The organism is Arthrobacter sp. M4 (genome assembly GCF_020251205.1).
In the GTDB taxonomy this organism is placed as follows: Bacteria; Actinomycetota; Actinomycetes; order Actinomycetales; family Micrococcaceae; genus Arthrobacter.
The window spans coordinates 308,841-326,196 of sequence record NZ_JAIWYX010000005.1 but is presented as its reverse complement, the minus strand read 5'-3'; the positions used below and the strand labels follow the sequence as shown (position 1 = coordinate 326,196).

14 protein-coding genes are annotated in these 17,356 nt (G+C 64.1%); 9 read left to right on the top strand and 5 right to left on the bottom strand.

The window, feature by feature from the left end:
- Positions 1 to 97 precede the first annotated feature (97 nt).
- On the top strand, positions 98 to 1,237 hold the full coding sequence (locus tag LD110_RS11600) for a PrpF domain-containing protein (protein ID WP_225498954.1): 1,140 nt from the start codon (positions 98 to 100) through the stop codon (positions 1,235 to 1,237).
- Between the two features lie 56 nt (positions 1,238 to 1,293).
- Complete coding sequence (gene dctA / locus LD110_RS11595) at positions 1,294 to 2,604, top strand: C4-dicarboxylate transporter DctA (RefSeq protein WP_225498953.1); 1,311 nt, start codon at positions 1,294 to 1,296, stop codon at positions 2,602 to 2,604.
- A 156-nt stretch (positions 2,605 to 2,760) separates the two neighbouring features.
- On the opposite strand, the gene LD110_RS11590 is transcribed toward dctA, so the two are convergent.
- From LD110_RS11590 to LD110_RS11570, 5 genes are read right to left on the bottom strand one after another with little or no spacing between them, the layout of a single operon-like run.
- Positions 2,761 to 3,804: a LacI family DNA-binding transcriptional regulator gene (locus LD110_RS11590; protein WP_225498952.1), complete on the bottom strand. Its 1,044-nt coding sequence runs from the start codon at positions 3,802 to 3,804 to the stop codon at positions 2,761 to 2,763.
- Positions 3,805 to 3,814: 10 nt separating this feature from the next.
- The gene (locus LD110_RS11585; RefSeq protein WP_225498951.1) at positions 3,815 to 4,705 is read right to left on the bottom strand and encodes a glycerophosphodiester phosphodiesterase family protein; all 891 of its coding nucleotides are present in this window, start codon (positions 4,703 to 4,705) and stop codon (positions 3,815 to 3,817) included.
- A gap of 2 nt (positions 4,706 to 4,707) precedes the next feature.
- Positions 4,708 to 6,519: an iron ABC transporter permease gene (locus LD110_RS11580; RefSeq protein WP_225498950.1), complete on the bottom strand. Its 1,812-nt coding sequence runs from the start codon at positions 6,517 to 6,519 to the stop codon at positions 4,708 to 4,710.
- On the bottom strand, positions 6,516 to 7,592 hold the full coding sequence (locus LD110_RS11575) for an ABC transporter ATP-binding protein (protein WP_225498949.1): 1,077 nt from the start codon (positions 7,590 to 7,592) through the stop codon (positions 6,516 to 6,518). The genes LD110_RS11580 and LD110_RS11575 overlap by 4 nt, the downstream gene beginning before the upstream one ends.
- A 3-nt stretch (positions 7,593 to 7,595) precedes the next feature.
- The gene (locus tag LD110_RS11570) at positions 7,596 to 8,666 is read right to left on the bottom strand and encodes an extracellular solute-binding protein (protein WP_225498948.1); all 1,071 of its coding nucleotides are present in this window, start codon (positions 8,664 to 8,666) and stop codon (positions 7,596 to 7,598) included.
- Between the two features lie 480 nt (positions 8,667 to 9,146).
- On the opposite strand from LD110_RS11570, the gene LD110_RS11565 reads away from it, so the two are divergent.
- The 7 genes from LD110_RS11565 to LD110_RS11535 all read left to right on the top strand — a co-directional run bounded on the left by LD110_RS11565 (position 9,147) and on the right by LD110_RS11535 (position 17,231).
- Positions 9,147 to 10,496, top strand: a complete 1,350-nt coding sequence (locus LD110_RS11565) for an MFS transporter (RefSeq protein WP_225498947.1) — start codon at positions 9,147 to 9,149, stop codon at positions 10,494 to 10,496.
- Positions 10,497 to 10,642: 146 nt separating this feature from the next.
- Positions 10,643 to 12,010 carry an MFS transporter gene (locus LD110_RS11560; RefSeq protein WP_225498946.1) on the top strand — a complete coding sequence of 456 codons (1,368 nt, stop codon included), beginning with the start codon at positions 10,643 to 10,645 and terminating at the stop codon, positions 12,008 to 12,010.
- A gap of 8 nt (positions 12,011 to 12,018) precedes the next feature.
- Positions 12,019 to 13,563 (top strand): amidase, encoded by a 1,545-nt coding sequence (locus tag LD110_RS11555; protein ID WP_225498945.1) that lies wholly within the window; start codon positions 12,019 to 12,021, stop codon positions 13,561 to 13,563.
- The gene (locus tag LD110_RS11550; protein ID WP_225498944.1) at positions 13,547 to 14,230 is read left to right on the top strand and encodes a GntR family transcriptional regulator; all 684 of its coding nucleotides are present in this window, start codon (positions 13,547 to 13,549) and stop codon (positions 14,228 to 14,230) included. The genes LD110_RS11555 and LD110_RS11550 overlap by 17 nt, the downstream gene beginning before the upstream one ends.
- Entirely contained in the window at positions 14,227 to 15,042 is an 816-nt protein-coding gene (locus LD110_RS11545) for an aspartate/glutamate racemase family protein (protein ID WP_225498943.1), read from the top strand. Before LD110_RS11550 ends, LD110_RS11545 begins: the two co-directional genes overlap by 4 nt.
- A 10-nt stretch (positions 15,043 to 15,052) precedes the next feature.
- Positions 15,053 to 16,492, top strand: coding sequence for an amidohydrolase family protein (locus LD110_RS11540; RefSeq protein ID WP_225498942.1), 1,440 nt, complete (start codon positions 15,053 to 15,055; stop codon positions 16,490 to 16,492).
- Between the two features lie 10 nt (positions 16,493 to 16,502).
- Positions 16,503 to 17,231, top strand: a complete 729-nt coding sequence (locus tag LD110_RS11535) for an aspartate/glutamate racemase family protein (protein WP_225498941.1) — start codon at positions 16,503 to 16,505, stop codon at positions 17,229 to 17,231.
- Positions 17,232 to 17,356: the final 125 nt, after the last annotated feature.

The following is a 17,356-nucleotide window of genomic DNA, read 5'->3' as shown; positions in this document are numbered from 1 at the left end:
TGCAGATTCTTGTGATTGTGCTGAAACCTCGAGTCGCGGATCGTAGAGGGAGCAGGCGCTGTGAGGCGCAACACCACGAGTCGTGAAGGAGAAGAAAGTGCAACTCCGTGGTCACTGGTACAGGGGCGGCACCAGCAAGTGCTGGCTCTTCGATGCCGAGGACGTGGCCCAGCATGCTGGTAGCCGTGAAGAGGTCATCGAACTGCTGGCCGATGCCTTCGGTGCAACCGATGCGCGCCAGTTGGACGGCGTCGGAGGCGGGACCTCGACGACGTCGAAGGCCGCGGTCATCACGGCCACACCTGACGGTTCGGCCGACCTGGAATACCTCTTCGCCCAGGTAGGGATCGGGGACCCCACAGTGGAGCTCGGCTCCAATTGCGGTAACTGCGCAACCGCGATCGCCCTATACGCCGTTCAGTCAGGGATTGTCATCCCGGGAGAGGGAACGACGCGGGTCCGCATGCGCAACCTCAATACCGGAGCCGTGCTGAGCGGGACGATTGCGACGCCGGGCGGTCGCGTCCCGACGTCGGGCCACGCCAGGGTTCCGGGGAGCAAGGCCCCCGGCGTCCCGGTTAGCCTGTCCTTCCACGCCCCCTGGGGCCAGACGGCGGGTGCGCTCCTGCCGACAGGGAGCATGGCGGACCAGCTCACCGTTGGCACGGTCTCGTTCGCCGCAACCATGGTCGATGCAGGGGCGCCGGCGGTCTTTCTCCGGGCGGACGGTCTGGGCATCGACCTCTCATCGATGACTGGCAACCTGGGCGACCACCTTCACCAACTCATCGCCGCCAGGGCATCGGCAGCTGTTGCGATGGGGCTGAGGAAGCCGGAGGAACCGCCACAGAACGCAGTGCCGAAGGTCGGGGTCGTGGCACCCCCCGGTGACTACACCGCTTCGGACGGAAGAATGATCACGGCTGACAGCCACGACGTCCGGGTTCGCATGCTCTCGATGCTCGCGCCCCACCCCGCGATCGGCCTCACATCCGCTGTTGCGGTCTCTGTCGCTTCCGCCCTGCCTGAGTCAGTGGTGGGCAAAGCCCTGGGCCCGGCGCACGCCGCCCTCCAGGCAACCCGGCTGCTGCGGATCGGCACGCCGGCCGGCGTCATCACCACTGAAATCGTCACCGACGATTCCGGCCACGTCAGCGAAGTCGCCCTCCACAGGGCGGCCCGCCATCTTGCCGTCGCCGACATCGACGTCGCACGAGCTGCGGCCCTGACGGCATAGCCCTTATCGACCAGCTCCTGTCATCATGGATAGGGGCTAATCAAGGAAGTTGTTCAATGAAGATCAAATCCATCCTCGGGCACCTGTATGTCCAAGTACTCATCGGCGTGGCGCTCGGTGTCCTCGTCGGCGCGCTGTGGCCCGACCTCGGCTCTTCGCTAAAGCCGTTGGGCGACGGCTTCGTCAAGCTCGTGAAGTTCATGATCGCCCCGATCGTGTTCTGCACGATCGTCAGCGGAATCACGTCGCTGACCGACACAAAGAAGGTGGGGCCGACGCTGCTCCGCTCGCTCGGCCTGTTCTACACCCTCACGGCCCTGGCACTGGCCGCCGGCCTCGGTGCGGTCATCCTCTTCCAGCCGGGAGCAGGGATGCACATCGACCCCACCCACCTGGACTCTTCTGTCGCGTCGAAGTACACCGGCCAGCTTCCCAGCAGCAACCCGGTGGACTTTTTCCTGAACATCATCCCGCACACGTTCGTGGGAGCCTTCGCCGACGGCGAGGTCCTGCCCGTGCTCGTCATCGCCCTGCTGTGCGGCTTTGCCTTCAGCAAGCTCGGTGCGCCCGGACAGCTCGCCCTCAACGTCGTCAATAGCTTCAACCGGCTGCTTTTCGTCATTTTCGGCTACCTCATGAAGGTTGCGCCAATCGGCGCGTTCGGTGCCATGGCGTTCACCGTAGGCAAGTACGGCGCCCACTCGATCGGCAACCTCGGGATGCTGATCCTCGCCTTCTATACTGCCTGCATTGTCTTCGTCGTCGTCGGCCTGGGCATCCTCGCCAAGATCACCGGGTTCAGCCTCTGGCAGATCCTGCGATACTTCCGTGATGAGTTCCTGATCGTCCTGGCAACCTCCTCGAGCGAACCGGTGCTGCCCCGCCTCCTCTCCAAGCTCGAGCGGATTGGCTGCGACCGAGGCGTTGTGGGACTCGTTGTGCCGACCGGTTACTCCTTCAACCTCACCGGAACGGCCGTCTACCTCACACTGGCATCGATGTTCATCGCCCAAGCCTGCGACATCCAGCTCAGCTGGGACCAGATCCTCCTGATGCTCGGCATGATGCTCCTGACGTCCAAAGGCGCTGCCGGTGTCACAGGCAGTGGCTTCGTCGCCCTAATTGCAACCCTCACCGTAATGCCCACCCTCCCCGTGGCGGGCGTCGCCCTCATCGTCGGGATCGACCGGTTCATGAGCGAAGCCCGCGCCCTGACCAGCACCGTCTGCAACATCGTCTCGTGCGTCGCCATCGCCAAATGGCAGCGCGCACTGGACACCGAAAAGCTTCGCGCTGAGCTCAGGACCGGTTTTGTACCCACTGAGGCGGAGAAGCTTCAGCTGACCGAGCCAGCCCTGGCCCACTGAGCCAGGACTAGAAACCGCACCGGAGAAGCCAGACCCTGCAAAAATCGATCGCAACACGTAGCCCGAAAGTCGGGCGCAGGGAGCCGAACCGGTGCCAACGAGGCGGGGCGTTTCGCCCCGCCTCGCCCTTTTAAGTTGTCTCCAAGCAGCCACGCTTTACCTTGGTGCGGCAAGCGTCCTTCCGGGCACAAACTCTCCCGGGAATCGCTCATGCCTCACCGGCACGCTTTCACGGTCTCTGAGCATCTCCTTCATCACTTCCGCTCCGCGCTCGGCAACGCGGGCAACGGGAATCCGAAGGGAGGCGAGCCCGATGCGATTGAGACCGGGCATAATCGCATCGAAGCCCGTGACGGAGAGGTCTTCCGGAACGCGCACGCCCGCCGCGTCGGCGTGGTCGAGGAAACCCAGGGCTCGAATATCCGAAGGAAACAAGGCAGCTGTCGCTCGCCCCTCGCGGCTCAGCGCCACGACGTCGTCGTAGCAGTCCGTGTGCGTGCCGAACGTGGAGGCCTCCAGCCGGTGAACGTCCACACCGCGCCCCTCCAGGTGTGCGGCCATGCCCAGGCCCCGGCGGTGTTCCGCCGTCGACAGTTCCGAGCCTGTAATAACGACGGCGGCAGCGCGGTGTCCGGCCGTCGCCACACGATCGGCGACGATCGCAGCGTTTGTGTCTTCGTCATAGCTCACGCCGTAGATGCCGGGGTGTTCCTCGATGCGTCCCACGGAGACCACAGGAACCGTGTCCAGGAAAGGTTCCAAGTCGGTTGAGCGGATGACTCCGGTGGAGACCATAAGCCCTCCCACCCGAAGGCCCAGGAGGCGACGGAGCGCAGCGAACTCCGCCTCGCTGGGCTCCATAGGCGCCGGAACAACGGTGATGAGCTGAAGTCCCAGCCTTACAGCCTGGATTTGGATCTCTGAATGCAAGAGGCCGTAGGCAGGGTTGCTCGGGCCGCGCAGAAGCAACCCGACAAGGTCAGAACGGCCCCCTGCGAGCCCCTGGGCGATCATGTTCGGCACATAGCCGAGTTCGCGTAGGGCAGCATGGACTTTGGCCCGGGTCTTTTCGGACACAGGGACAGTGCCCATGAGCACCCGGGAAACCGTGGCACGGGAAACTTGGGCACGCGCGGCGACGTCGTCCATCCGCACGCCCAGGGGCGATGCCCCCGGGATACCCTCGCCCACTCCTGCCACGGCCACCACTCTACTGGGCAAGAGCCTGCCCAACGGGTGCCGGCCCTCGCAGCGCGAGGCGATCGCGATATGGCACAAGCAGGCCAGGCCAGTCGGTCTGGATGATGTCAGCGCCCAGGGCCACCAGCGCGCCCCAGCCGAGATCAGGATCAGAGAGCACCGAGGTCTCGTCGTCCCAGCCGCAGAACAGCGGCACGCGGTTGCTGAGGTTAATCGCATTCAGTAGCGCGAAGCAGCCCCGTGAGTGCAGCCACTCGAGGTACTCGGGCTGGGCGAATTCGTGGTCCGGGGACTCGGCCAGCAGTTCGAATCCAACGGTGTTGATGTCAGGCTCCGTCAGGACCCTCAACACGTCATCATGGCTTCGCACCATGGGCGCAAACGCATGCTTGACCGGGTGCGAGGCAAGCAACCCCAGCCACTCGTCCTCCACAGGGGACTTGAGCACCGCCCGGCCCAGGACGTCCAGGCCGTCGAGGACCGGCAGGAGATCACGCCAGAACCACCATGAGCGGTCCACATTGAACAGCGCCTCCGGATGCCCGCGCACGACGTCGGCCAACTCGGCCACACCGTAGCGCTCACCTGCGGCGTCGGAGCACCAGCGATATTCGAGCGCGCGGATCTCCGTTGCCGTCATATCCCGGATGTTGCGGCTGAGGCCGAAATGCATGGGCTCATAGCCGTCGTGGAAAAGGAAGAACTCGCCGTCGGTGGACTGCACGATGTCGATTTCCACCATCTCCGCACCCTGTCGAAGCGCCGCAGACACTGCGGCTGAGGTGTTCTCCGCTATGGTGCCCAAGCCCGTTCCGCGGTGGACCGCCACGAGCGGGCGTGCGGCCGCAAACGCGGCGTTGAGAGGTGCGTTGACCTCCGCAAAGCGGGGCTGTCCGAACATGGTCACTCCTTTGAGGCGCCGGCCAGAGACCGCGCAGGCTGGGTAGGATCGGTTGCTTCACTGCCCGCTTTGGCGGTGGCAGGCAGGGCGGATGTACGACGGCGGCGCTTCCGGGGGCGCGATAGTCCCCGCCCGTAGACGAGCCACATCGTGGCCCCCGTGATGACCATGAGGATCACGGTGTAGACGAACGTAAGGGCTGTAGCGTCGCTGAGCGTATCCTCGCTGGTGGCGTTCTTGATGACGATTCCGAGCGGCTGGTACAACGGGTGCGCAAGGAACACTGCCGTGTCGTAGTCATCCAGCAGGCTGTTGAAGTTCAGCGCGGCGACGGCGGCTGCGGTCGGTGCGACTATCGGCAGCAGGACGCGGCGAAACGTCTCGAACGAGCCCGCGCCGAGGATCGAAGCGGCTTCTTCAAGGTGCCCGTCCACTCCGGCGAACGTAGCCTTGAGCATACGGAGGGTGAAGGGGATCTTGTGGACGACGTACGCGATCGCAAGGATCGCCACCGTCCCCGTCAAGACCATGTTGCCGACGATCCATTCGCCGTGGTCGTACGCGAGGATGAGCCCCAAGGCGATCATTGTGGAGGGCAGGATCCACGGAATGTGGAGGACGTATTCGATGGCGGCCGTGACGGGTCCGCGGAAGCGTTGCAGAATCCGGGCGACGAAGAGCAGCCCGAAAACCACCACAACTGTAGCGACGGCGCTGTAGCCGATGCTTACAAGGAACGGCCAGATGGCGGTGTAATCGGTGAGGACCCGCGCATAGTTCGCAAAGGTGAAGCTGTCCCAGCCCAGGGTGGCGCTCTGGATCGCGGAGGCGTTCGTGAAGGAGAACAGCACTATGAGCACGGGCGGGATGGCATAGACCCCGAAGAGCGCATAGGCGAGCACGTGGATGGCGGCGTTTGCCAGGGGGTTCCGGATTCGTTGCCGTTGCAGGACCGTGGGGACCTTCGAGACCGAGAAGTACGTTCCGCCCTTTTCGAGCCGGTTGAGCACAGCCAACAATGCAATGGTGGCGAAACCGAGGATCAGCGCGAGCGTCGCTGCGAGGTCGCGGGAGCTCGGGGCATTGGCGAACGTGAGGATCATCGGTGTGATCGTCTGGAAATCCTTTCCGCCCAGGACTTGGGGCGCCGCGAGGGCGCCGAGGCCGCCAAGGAAGGTGAGGATAGTGAGCGCGTAAACCGTGGGCATCAGCGTCGGCATGACCACCTTGCGCAACACAGTCCACTCCGAGGCGCCCATCATCCGGGCAGCTTCAATGGTCTGGTGATCTACCTTCGCCAAGGCGTTTCCGAGGAACAGGAGGTGGTTGCCGGTGGTCGCGAATGTCATCACGAACACGACGGCGAACATGCCGGAAAACCATGCCGGGTCGAGGCCGGGGATGAGTCCCTGAAGGAGCTTCGTGACGAAACCGTGCTCGCCGTAAATGACCTTGTACCCTGCCACGAGCACGATGCCGCCATAGACGAGGGTTGTCGCGTAGCCAAGCCACAGCATCCGTGAACCCTTGACATCGAAGTACCGCGTGATGAGCACGATGGCGATGCCAACAGCGTTCACCGTCATTGAGAGCACCAGGGCGAGCACAAAACTGTTCCGAAGCGAGTCCATGGCCCGTTCCGAGGAGAGAAGCCTCTGGATGGCACTGAAGCTGAACTCACCTTCCGGGGCGAACACTGTGGTGAGGACCTTAGCGCTTGGGTAGATCAGGAAAGCTGCGGAGAACCACAGAACGACGACGGCGACGACCAGGAAGAGCGGGGAGCGCAGCAGTTGGCGCAGGGAGCCACTCATGGGGCGACCCCTGCAGGCATAGGCTCGGAGAGCATCTCGGTGTGCGGCTCGGAGGTCGCGTATTGGAGGACATCTGTCGGATCGACCAGGACTTTCACGGAGTCGCCCTGCGCATAGCTACGTCGGCCATCCTCTTTTACGATCGCACGGACCTGCCCTCCAGCCGTATCCACTCGATACGTGCTGAACATGCCGTGGTAGGTGCGAGAGGCGACATGACCGGAAAGTGCGACGGCTCCGGTAGGCGAGGTCCCGCCGTCGTCGGCTATTTTTACTTTCTCAACGCGAAGATAATCCGGCCGCGCGGGGTCCACTCCCCCACCGCGGGCAGCGAGGACCGCAACGTCCGCGGACGAGAGGCGGATGGCCTCACCGACGAAATTGCAGACGAATTCGGTGGCCGAACGCGAGTAAATATCCTGCGGGGTGGCGACTTGCTCGATCCGGCCATCGCGCATAACCGCGATGCGGTCGCTGAGCGTGAGTGCTTCGTCCTGGTCATGGGTAACGTAAACGCTCGTAATGCCGAACTGCTGCTGGAGTTCCTTGAGCTGGACGCGGAGCTGCTTGCGGAGGGCTGCATCGAGGTTGGACAGCGGCTCGTCAAGAAGGAGAATCTTTGGCCGAAGCACAAGCGCGCGGGCGATCGCCACTCGCTGCTGCTGGCCGCCGGAAAGCTCGGCGACGTTCTTTCCCAACTGCTCGGGCGTGAGGTTGACCTGCCGGGCAATCTCGCCCACCCGCGAGCGGACCTCAGCGGCGGGGGTCTTGGCCGTCTTGAGGCCAAACGCGATGTTTTCCCCCACTGAGAGGGTGGGAAACAGCGCGTAGTTCTGGAAAACCATGCCGATGCCGCGGCGGTGGCTGGGAAGGTGGGTTACGTCCTTGCCCTCGATGCGGACCTGGCCGGAGGCGGGCTCGATGAAGCCAGCGAGTGTGCGCAAAGCCGTGGACTTGCCGCAGCCTGAGGGGCCGAGGAGAGTGAAGAATTCACCCTCCCCGACCTCCAGCTGGAAGTCCGGCAGCGCTACGAAGTCGCCGAAGCGGACCTCTACGTTGCGGAACTCGATCATGTCCTAGCCCTTCAGGTACTCGAGCTCGATCTTCTCGACCCACTTGTCGATGTTCTTCGCAACAAGGGCCCAGTCGATCTTCTGCGCAGTGAAGGCGTCAGTCTGCGTCACCGCGTCCTTGTTTGCCGTTGCCAGGGCCTTCGTGTTGGTCGGGGCCGTGAAGAATTTGTTAGACCACTTCGCTTGGATGTCCGCGGAGCCAAACCAGTCGATGAACTTCTTGGCCGCCTCGGCCTTCTTGGAACCCTTGACGAGGGCGACTTGCTGTACCGCGTAGGGGACGCCGACGGCGGGCTTGACCGCCTCCGTGGCGATGCCGTACTGCTTCTCGCGGCTGGCCTTGCCAGCAAGCCACATCTGGCCGGCGTCGACCTTTCCGTCCTTCATACGCGCGAAGAGGTCCGTGCCCTTGACCGCGGGACTGCCACTAGAGAAGAAGGCCTTGATCTGGTCCCAGCCCTGCTGGGATACGCCGAGGGTGCCGTTGGGATCCGGGTAGCGGGCCAGGATGCCGGAGATCACCATCTGGGTGGTCGCTCCGCCGAGCGCAGTCTGGGTCTCGTAACGTCCCTTGAACTGCTGTTTGGTCCAAAGATCGGTCCAGTCCTGCGGTGCGTCCGCCGGGGTGGCATAGGCGTTCTTGTTGTAGACCAGCATGATCGGTTCGCGCACGATCGGCCAGAACGTCTTGCCGTCCTTGTCGCCAAGGGCGGCGTCCACCTCAGCGGACCAGGCCGGGGTGTACGACTCGAGGGCCCCCTGGGCCTTAAGTTTTTCGAAATAGACGTTGTTGAGCCCGAACGTCACGTCGGCCACCGGGTTATTCTTCTCGGCGCTCAGGCGGTTCATAACGTCGCCGCCGCCCAGATCCACGAGCTGGAGCTTGAAGCCGGCAGCCTCGGCTTCCTTGGTGAGCCAGTCACCGCGACCATCAGAGACGGAGTTGCTGTAGACCACGAGGGTCTCGCCCCCGCCGCCTGTCGAGGAGGCTTGGCCGGGAGGGGTGCAGGCGGTGGTGAACAGGGCGCCGGTGACCGCAAGGGCGGCTCCGACTAGGACAGTGCGGCGCTTCATGGTGCTCCTTTGGAGAGGTTCGAACACATATGATCGCGCTTTCATAAGTTCATGAAGGACATCCCGAAACATTTGGAAGTTTGGATGCCACAAAGAATGATCGCGCTTTCATTACCAGCGAACGAGACAAAGGTGCAGTGGTCATTGCCGGAAAAGAACCGCGAGGTTAACGGTCAGCGAAGACTCAGCACTGTGGGCGCACAGGAAGTGGGTCGCCTCGCGACAAACTTGCAGTCCAGTCACAAATCACTTTTATTCCCACACCCCAACAACCCATTGACAGTGGCGCGCACCACACCTACATTTGATTTTGGGATCCCAACCCGGGATCCCAAAAATGGACTCCAGATAACGGCGGCGCAGCCTTCCCATGGAAGAGCAGCGCCGAGTGCTCCGGAGGAGTGAGTCCGGCTGGAAGGGCCACCCATGCAAAGGCTCCCAGCCCATCCCCGCTCGCGTGACTCCCCCTAAGGAGAAGCTGTGTCCCTCCAAAACACTGAAACAGTCACCCAAACCGATACCGGCCAAGCCGGCAAACCCGGCAAGGACGGTGTGCACCGCCGCACAAACGTCCGCTGGAAACTCTTTGTCCTGCTCCTCATCCTTGTCGCGGTCAACTACATCGACCGCGGCTCCATCTCCGTGGCCCTGCCCATCATCCAGAAGGAATTCAACCTCGCCCCCGAGCTGGTTGGCCTGCTCCTCTCAGCGTTCTTCTGGACCTATGCCCTCATGCAGATCCCCGTCGGCTGGCTCATCGACCGCTTCGGCCCCCGCAAGGTGGTCACGGCGTCGTGCATCGGCTGGGGCGCCGCGACCGCGGCCTCCGGCCTGGCCGGCGGCTTCCTCAGCATGTTCATCGCCCGCCTGGGCATCGGCGTCACCGAAGCCGGCGTGATGCCGGCTGGCGGCAAGCTCAACGCCATCTGGATGCACCGCAAGGAACGTGGCCGCGGCGCCACCATCCTCGACGCCGGGGCACCCTTGGGTGCCGGCCTCGGCGGCATCATCATCACCTGGCTGATCGCCTCCACCGGCAGCTGGCGCTACTCGTTCATCATCGCCGGTATCGCCACAGTGGTCATGGGCATCGCCGTCTGGTGGTACATCCGGGACAACCCCCGCAAGCACCCCGGCGTGAGCGAAGCGGAGGCCGCCTACATCGAGGCATCCCATGCTGAAGAGGATGCCGAGGCGGCGAAAGAAGGCAGCAAGGGCAAGCGCGCCCTCCTCCCGTACCTTAAGTTCCGTTCCTTCTGGGCGATGTGCTTTGGCTGGCTGGGATTCAACGGCGTGTTCTACGGCCTGCTGACCTGGGGCCCGCTTTACCTGGCCCAGGCCAAGGGCTTCGACCTCAAGACCATCGGCTGGTCCACGTTCGTGATCTTCGGTGCAGGCTTCGTCGGTGAGATTCTCGGCGGAACGATCGCTGACAAGTGGCGCGCCGCCGGCGGCTCCGCCAACCTGGTGATGCGCACCCTGCTGGGTATCTCCAGCGTCGTCGTGGTGGGCGGCCTGGTAGGGGTGACCGTCGTCGCTGACCCGATCACCGCCGTCGTACTTCTCTCCGTGGTGCTGTTCTTCCTCCGCTGGGTTGGCCTCTTCTGGTCTATCCCGTCCATTCTGGGCGGCCGCACCAACGCCGGCGTCCTGGGCGGCGCAATGAACTTCAGCGGCAACATCGCCGGGTTCGTCACCCCGATTGTTGTAGGCCTGATTGTTGGAGCCACCGGGTCCTACACCTGGGCGCTGCTGTACTTCGTCGGGTCCGCCGTCATTATGGGCGCCTCCGTCCTGACGCTGAACTACGGCAAGCGACTGCCGGTTTAGCTTCACGTCCCACCGTTCCCTGTTTGGGATCCCAAACTCATTGACACAAAGGTGTCCTGCATCTACCGTCATATTTGGGATCCCAAACAGACACCACCGCCTATTCAATAGCTCAATTGAGCCCGTCACATCGCCCAGGAGGGCCCGTGTCGATCAAATCCCAGACCAACGGTTCAGTGTCTGATGGCAAGCTGAAGAACGGCAGCAACACAATGAAGAGGGTCGTTGCCGCCAGCTTCGTAGGCACCACCCTTGAGTACTATGACTTCTTCGCTTACAGCACCGCAGCGTCCATCGTCTTCCCCATCCTCTTCTTCCCCAACTCCGAACCTGCCACGGGCCTCCTGCTGGCTCTGGCCACCTACGCCGTTGGTTACGTGGTACGCCCGCTGGGCGCCGCCATCTTCGGCCATTTCGGTGACAAGATCGGCCGCAAGAACGTCCTTGTCACCACGCTCCTGCTGATGGGCCTGGCGAGCGCTGCCGTCGGCCTCCTCCCTACGTACCAGAACATCGGCGTCTGGGCTCCCACATTGCTGGTTGCACTGCGCTTCCTGCAGGGCATTGGAATCGGCGGCGAATGGGGCGGTGCCGCTCTTATGGTCACCGAATCGGACAAGAGCGGCCGCCGGGGACTCTTCGGCAGCCTGGTCCAGACCGCAGCACCCACCGGCCTCCTGCTGGCAACAGGCATCTTCACGCTCATGACATCAATCCTGGACAAGGACGCTTTTATGGCCTGGGGCTGGCGGATCCCCTTCCTGATCAGCTTCGCGCTGGTTGCGATTGGCCTGTACATCCGCATGAAGCTCGCCGAGTCCCCGGTGTTCGAGGCGGCCGAGAAGAAGGCGGCGGAGAAGAAGCAGGAAGAGGCCAAAGCTCCCCTGCTCCACGTCTTCAAGCACTACAAGAAGCAGCTTGCCCTGGCGGTCGGCGCCCGTATCGGCAGCGACATCGCCTTCTACATCTTCGCTCTCTTCGTCCTCGTTTACGGAACCGAACACCTCGGCTTGCCGAAGAGCCTGGCACTGGCTGCATCCACGGTTTCCGCAGTCGCGCAGATGATCAGCATCCCGCTGTTCGGTGCGCTCTCGGACCGTGTAGGCCGCAGGCCCGTGATGATCGGCGGCGCTGTCGCCGGCATCATCTACAGCTTTGTGTTTATCGCGATGCTCAACTCCAAGGACCCGTTCCTGGTGGTGATCGCCCCGGCGATCGGCTTGGTGATCGTGGCCGCGATGTACGCCCCAGTGGCGTCGTTCATCCCCGAGCTGTTCGCAACCAAGGTCCGTTACACCGGCTCCGCCGTTGGCTTCCAGCTCGCTGGCGTCTTTGGCGGCGGCTTCGCCCCGCTGATCGCCATCCAGCTGATCACCCTGACAAGCACCGGGTTCTCAGTGGCCGGATACCTCTCCGCCACCCTGCTGCTTATGGTGTACTGCGTCTACGTGGCCAAAGAGACGTCGAAGATCACCATGAACGACGCCGGCACTGCAGCCGCCACCACAAGATAGGGACGGACATGAACAACACCGCCCTGCCTTCGGCAAACGCCATTGACAGCCGACAGCTCACGGCTCTGTCAATGTCCGAGTGGGCCGGCCTGCTGCGGGAAAGGCGCGTGACCGCCGTCGAATGTTTGGAACTGCACCTTGAACGGATCGCTGAAGCGAATCCCCGCTTGAACGCCGTCGTCACCCCCAATCCGTTGGCACGCGTCCAAGCGGAGGCCGCGGACGCGGCGGCAGCGGCTGGCCGCTTCCTTGGTCCCCTGCACGGTGTGCCGTTCACGGTCAAGGACACCCTGGCCACCAAGGGACTCCGTTCGACGGCGGGAAGCCCCCTCCTGGGGGACTACATCCCCGCGGAATCCGCGACGGCGGTGCGTCGCCTCCAGGAGGCAGGTGCGGTGCTGCTCGGCAAGACAAACTGTTCGGAATTCGCGGTTGAAACCCACACACGCAACCCGCTCTTCGGCGATACCTGGAACCCCTGGGACATCGGCCTAACGTCGGGCGGCTCCACCGGCGGAGACAGCGCCGCGGTAGCCTCCGGGATGAGCGCGTTCGGACTGGGCACGGACTTTGGCGGATCCATCCGCTGGCCGGCCCACTGCACCGGCCTGGCCAGCCTTCGGCCCACGGTCGGATTGGTTCCGGAGACGGGGCTCCTGCCGTACGTTCCCGCAAATTGCTTGCCCGCCGGAAGCCTGCCAGCGCCCAACTCGATGTCCGCCCTCCACCGGCTGGGAACCGTGGCCTGGCTGGCCAGGAGCGTGGAGGACCTGGGCATTCTGCTGGGAATCCTTGCCGGTCCGGACGGCGTGGACCCGTCCACAGTCCCTGTTCCGCTGGGAGATCCGGCCCAAACCCTGGACGGGATCAGCTGTGCATGGTTCGAGGACGAGGGAACGCACCCCGTCCGGGCCGACCTGGTTGCTGCCGTACGATCGGCCGCCGCGACCCTCAAGGGCCTCGGCGTTCCCACGACGCACGGCAGGCCACCCGGGCTCGACCGGGCAGCGGCTGCCTTCGTAGCCCTGCGAACTGCCGAGGGCATGCCCGAGGTAGTGGAACTGGCCAAGGGCCGCGAGGATGAGCTGGGCAGCACGCTCCGTGCGGCCCTGCTGGGCAAGACGCCCGGCACTGTGGTGGACTACCGCAAAGCCGCCGCGGAGCGCGACGCGATCCGCGCGCAGGTGTTGCGGTTCATGGACCAGCACAACATCCTGCTGCTGCCGGTGGCCAGCGTGCCGGCGTCGGATCCCAGGAAGCAAAGCTTCGTGGTCGAGGGCAAGGACATTCCCTGGACTGAGCTGGGATCCTGCTGCAGGGCCATCAGCATCCTCGGATTCCCGGTGGCAGTGGTGCCGTGCGGATTGTCCCGGGAAGGGCTCCCCATAGGCATCCAGGTGGTTGGCCGCCCCTACCATGATCGTGAAGTGCTCGCAGTCGCAGCGGCCCTTGAAAAGGCCTTCGGCCGTTTCAGCCCTCCAGCACCTGGGGCCGGTGAGGACGTAGAGTCACCAAAAACGCACGAATGGAGTAACGATGCTGACAACAGATGAAACCCCCGTCACCGACCGCCCCCTGAGGGAGACAGTGCGGGACACCATTCGTTCGAGGATTTTCGAAGGTCACTACGCCCCCGGCACCCGGCTGGTGGAACGCGACCTGGCAGCGGAATTCAATGTCTCCCGGCTACCCGTCCGCGAAGCCCTGCGCATGCTCCGCCAGGAAGGCCTCATCACGGACCGTGCATCCCGCGGCATGGAGGTCAGCAGCCTGTCGCCAAAGGACGTCGAGGACCTCTTCGACGTCCGGACCTCCCTCGAGGTCCTGGCCTGCCGCCTCGCCGCCATCCGGGCAACCAAAGAGGACCTGCAAAAGCTCCAGGAACTCCTGGACGAGGCCGAACGCTGCCTCGCCAAGGGCGCCATCATGGACGCACACCGCGCTAATTCCGAGTTCCACGACGCCATCACAGCCATCGCCAACAACGACTTCCTTCGCTCCGCGCTGGAACCCCTACAGGGACGCATGCACTGGCTCTTCCGCCACGTCAGCGACCTGCCAGAACTGATCCAGGAACACCGCGAACTCTACGCCGCGATCGCCAGCGGCGACCCCGAACGGGCCGCCGCCCAATCGGTGTCCCACATTGGCAAGTACCGCGAACAGTTCCCAGAGGATTTCCGCCGGACGGAACCACAGCTACATCGGAAGAGAACATGAAACTGCTAGTCATCAACCCCAACATCAGTGACGATGTCACAGCGCTGATTGAGACCGAGGCCCTACGCTCGGCCGGACCGGACACCAAACTTGTGGTGCGCACGGCAGCCTACGGTGTGGAATACATCGAAACCCGCTTCGAGTCGCTCATAGCCGCCGGCGCCGTCGCCGAAATCATCGCCGAATACGCCGCCGGACAAAAGGACGACGGCGGCAGCGTTGACGGGGTGGTAGTTGCCGCCTTCGGCGACCCGGGCATGCCTGCCCTCAAAGAACTTACCGACATTCCGGTCATCGGCATCACGGAAGCAGCGCTCTGCGCCGCAGCCCTTCAAGGCCACCGCTTTTCCATCATCGCCATCTCGGACCGCATCAAAGCCTGGTACCGGGACTGCGTAGAGCACTTTGGCCTCGGCGGCCGGCTCGCCTCGATCCGCTCGATCAACGAGTCCCTCAACGGAATCGGCTCCGTGCAAGCCGATTTCAAGGACACACTCCTGGCACTCAGCCGGCAGGCCGTCACCGAGGACGGGGCCGACGTCGTTATTCTCGCCGGAGCGCCGCTCGCCGGGCTGGCCCGCGAGTTGGAGGGCCAGATCCCTGTCCCCGTGGTCGACGGTATCTCCGCGGGAATCCGGATGACGGAAGCCATCGTGGCGCTCAAGTCGGGTCCGCACCGCCAGGGAGCGTTCGCACCGCCGCCGGCCAAGCGCCGTCGGGGTCTGTCGCCGACCCTCGACGCCGCGCTGACCGCAGCGCAGAACTCCCTCACCGAGCCGGCTGCCGCCGTCGACCATTCCGTTTCCAAGTAGGAGGACACCGATGTCCCACATCCCTGAACTCGTTATTGCCAACGGGATTGTCGTCAACAGCTTTGGCCGGCACACCGCCCATGTGGTGGTGGACGGTGGCAAAATCCAACAACTGCTCGACGCCGCCCAGCCGGTCCCCGAAGCGCAGCACACCATTGATGCAAGCGGCAAGATGGTCATCCCCGGCGGCGTGGACGGCCACTGCCATGTGGCGCAGGTGACCGGCCGGTACCGCACCCTGGACGACTTCCAAGTCACGTCGACGGCGGCCCTTTGGGGTGGCACCACCACCATCATCGACTTTGGCATCCCCCGCGATGCACAGGAGAGCCCGCTCCAAGCCATCCTCCACAAGAAAGCGCTCGCCCGGGCATCCCGTTGCGACGTCGCCCTGCACGGCGCCGTGGTCCAGTGGGACGAAACCGTGCCGTGGCAGCTGGAGCAAATGGCCACAGAGGGTGTGCGTTCCGTGAAGATGTACACCACCAACCGCGGCACTACCATGGCCGACGGCGACACCATCCTCAAGGTCATGCGCGAGATGGTTCGCCTGGATGGCCTGACATACATCCACGCCGAGCACGATGCCATCGTTGCGGACTGCACTGAGCAGCACGCGGCGGACGGGCTCATTGGCATCGAGCACCTGCACCGGACGCGGCCGGGCCTGGCCGAGGAGATCTCGGTCAAGGAGACCCTCGCTATGGCTGAGTACGCCGGCGCTCCCGTGTACTTTGTCCACCAGTCCACGCCCGGCGCCGTAGACCTGGTGAGCCAGGCCCGCCGCCGCGGCCAGGATGCCTACTCCGAGACGTGCCCGCACTACATCACGCTGGACGACTCCGTGTACGCGGGCCGTTTCCCCGAGTGGTACGCGTGCTGCCCTCCGATGCGTGACGCCCAGACCGTTTCGGCGCTCAAGGAACGGCTGGCCGCGGGCGCTGTCCACACCATCTCCTCAGACCACTCCTGCTACGACCTGTCCCAGAAGCGCGAGCGCACGGACGATGTCCGCTTTATGCCGCACGGCCTACCGGGCGTAGAGACCCGGATGCCGGTCACTTTCACCGCAATGCTCGACGCCGGTGCCGCCGTTGAGGACTTCGTGGAAGTTTTCGCTGCCGGTCCGGCCCGGATCAACGCGGTGCCCGGCAAGGGTGTGATCGCAGAAGGCTTCGACGCCGACCTGGTGATCCTTGACCCGTCCGAGTCTCGGTCGGTGGACGGCAATTCGCTTCATATGGGCACGGACTTCTCTCCGTTCGACGGCCTCACGCTGCGCGGCTGGCCCGCCGTCGTCGTTTCCAACGGGCGGGTGGTTTTGGACGCGGACGGTTTCCACGATCCGGGCCCGGTGGGCCGCTTCGTGGCCCGCAACGGTTTCACCGAGCACCGCGACGCCGTTGCTCCGCTATCTCTGCCCGCCGCGCCTTTTTCCGCAGTCTCCTAAGGAACCTCCTATGCCTTCGACAACCCGTCCCATCCGAATCGGCATGATCGTGCCGTCCTCCAATACATGCCTGGAACCGCAGAGCTACCGCATCCTGGGCGAGCGCCGCGACGTCACGCTGCACTTCACCCGGATCAATGTCACCCGGATCGCATTGGATGAATCGTCTGACAAGCAGTTCGACGCCGCCGGGATGCGTGCCGCGGCAGAGCTGCTGGCGACGTCGGAAGTGGATGTCATTGCCTGGAACGGCACCTCCGGATCATGGCTTGGAGCGACGCACGATCACGAGCTGGTCGCCGAAATCACGGACGCCACCGGCATCCCGGCCACGACGTCCACCCTCGCGTACCTGGCCGCCTTCAAGGAATTCGGCACCGAGCGGATTGGCCTGTTCACGCCCTACACAGGCGACGTCAACGAGGCTGTGATCGAGTCCTACGCCCGGGAAGGCATCAAGACGATCGACCACCGCCACCTGGACCTCAGCCACAACGAGTCCTTTGCCCGCGTCACGGACCAGGAGATGCTGCCGGGGTCCTTGGAGCTCGCCGCTGCCAAGCCCGATGCCTTGGTGTACCTCTGCACGAATCTGTACGGTGCCAACATTGCGGCCGACGTCGAGGAGCGTACCGGCGTGCCGGTGCTCGACTCCGTGGCCGTGACCTTATGGCACTCCCTCAAGCTTGCCGGCGCCCCCTTGCTCGCACCAAGGTGGGGCCGCCTGCTGGCGGACTGAGGCCGCCAGCAGTTCCGGGGCGCCGTGCCGGCACTGTACGGCGTCTTGGGCAAGAAACGCTGCCAGGTCAGGGATCTTCCATGGCAGTACGACGGCGACCCGTCGCCCTTCCCTTGACCCTCGGC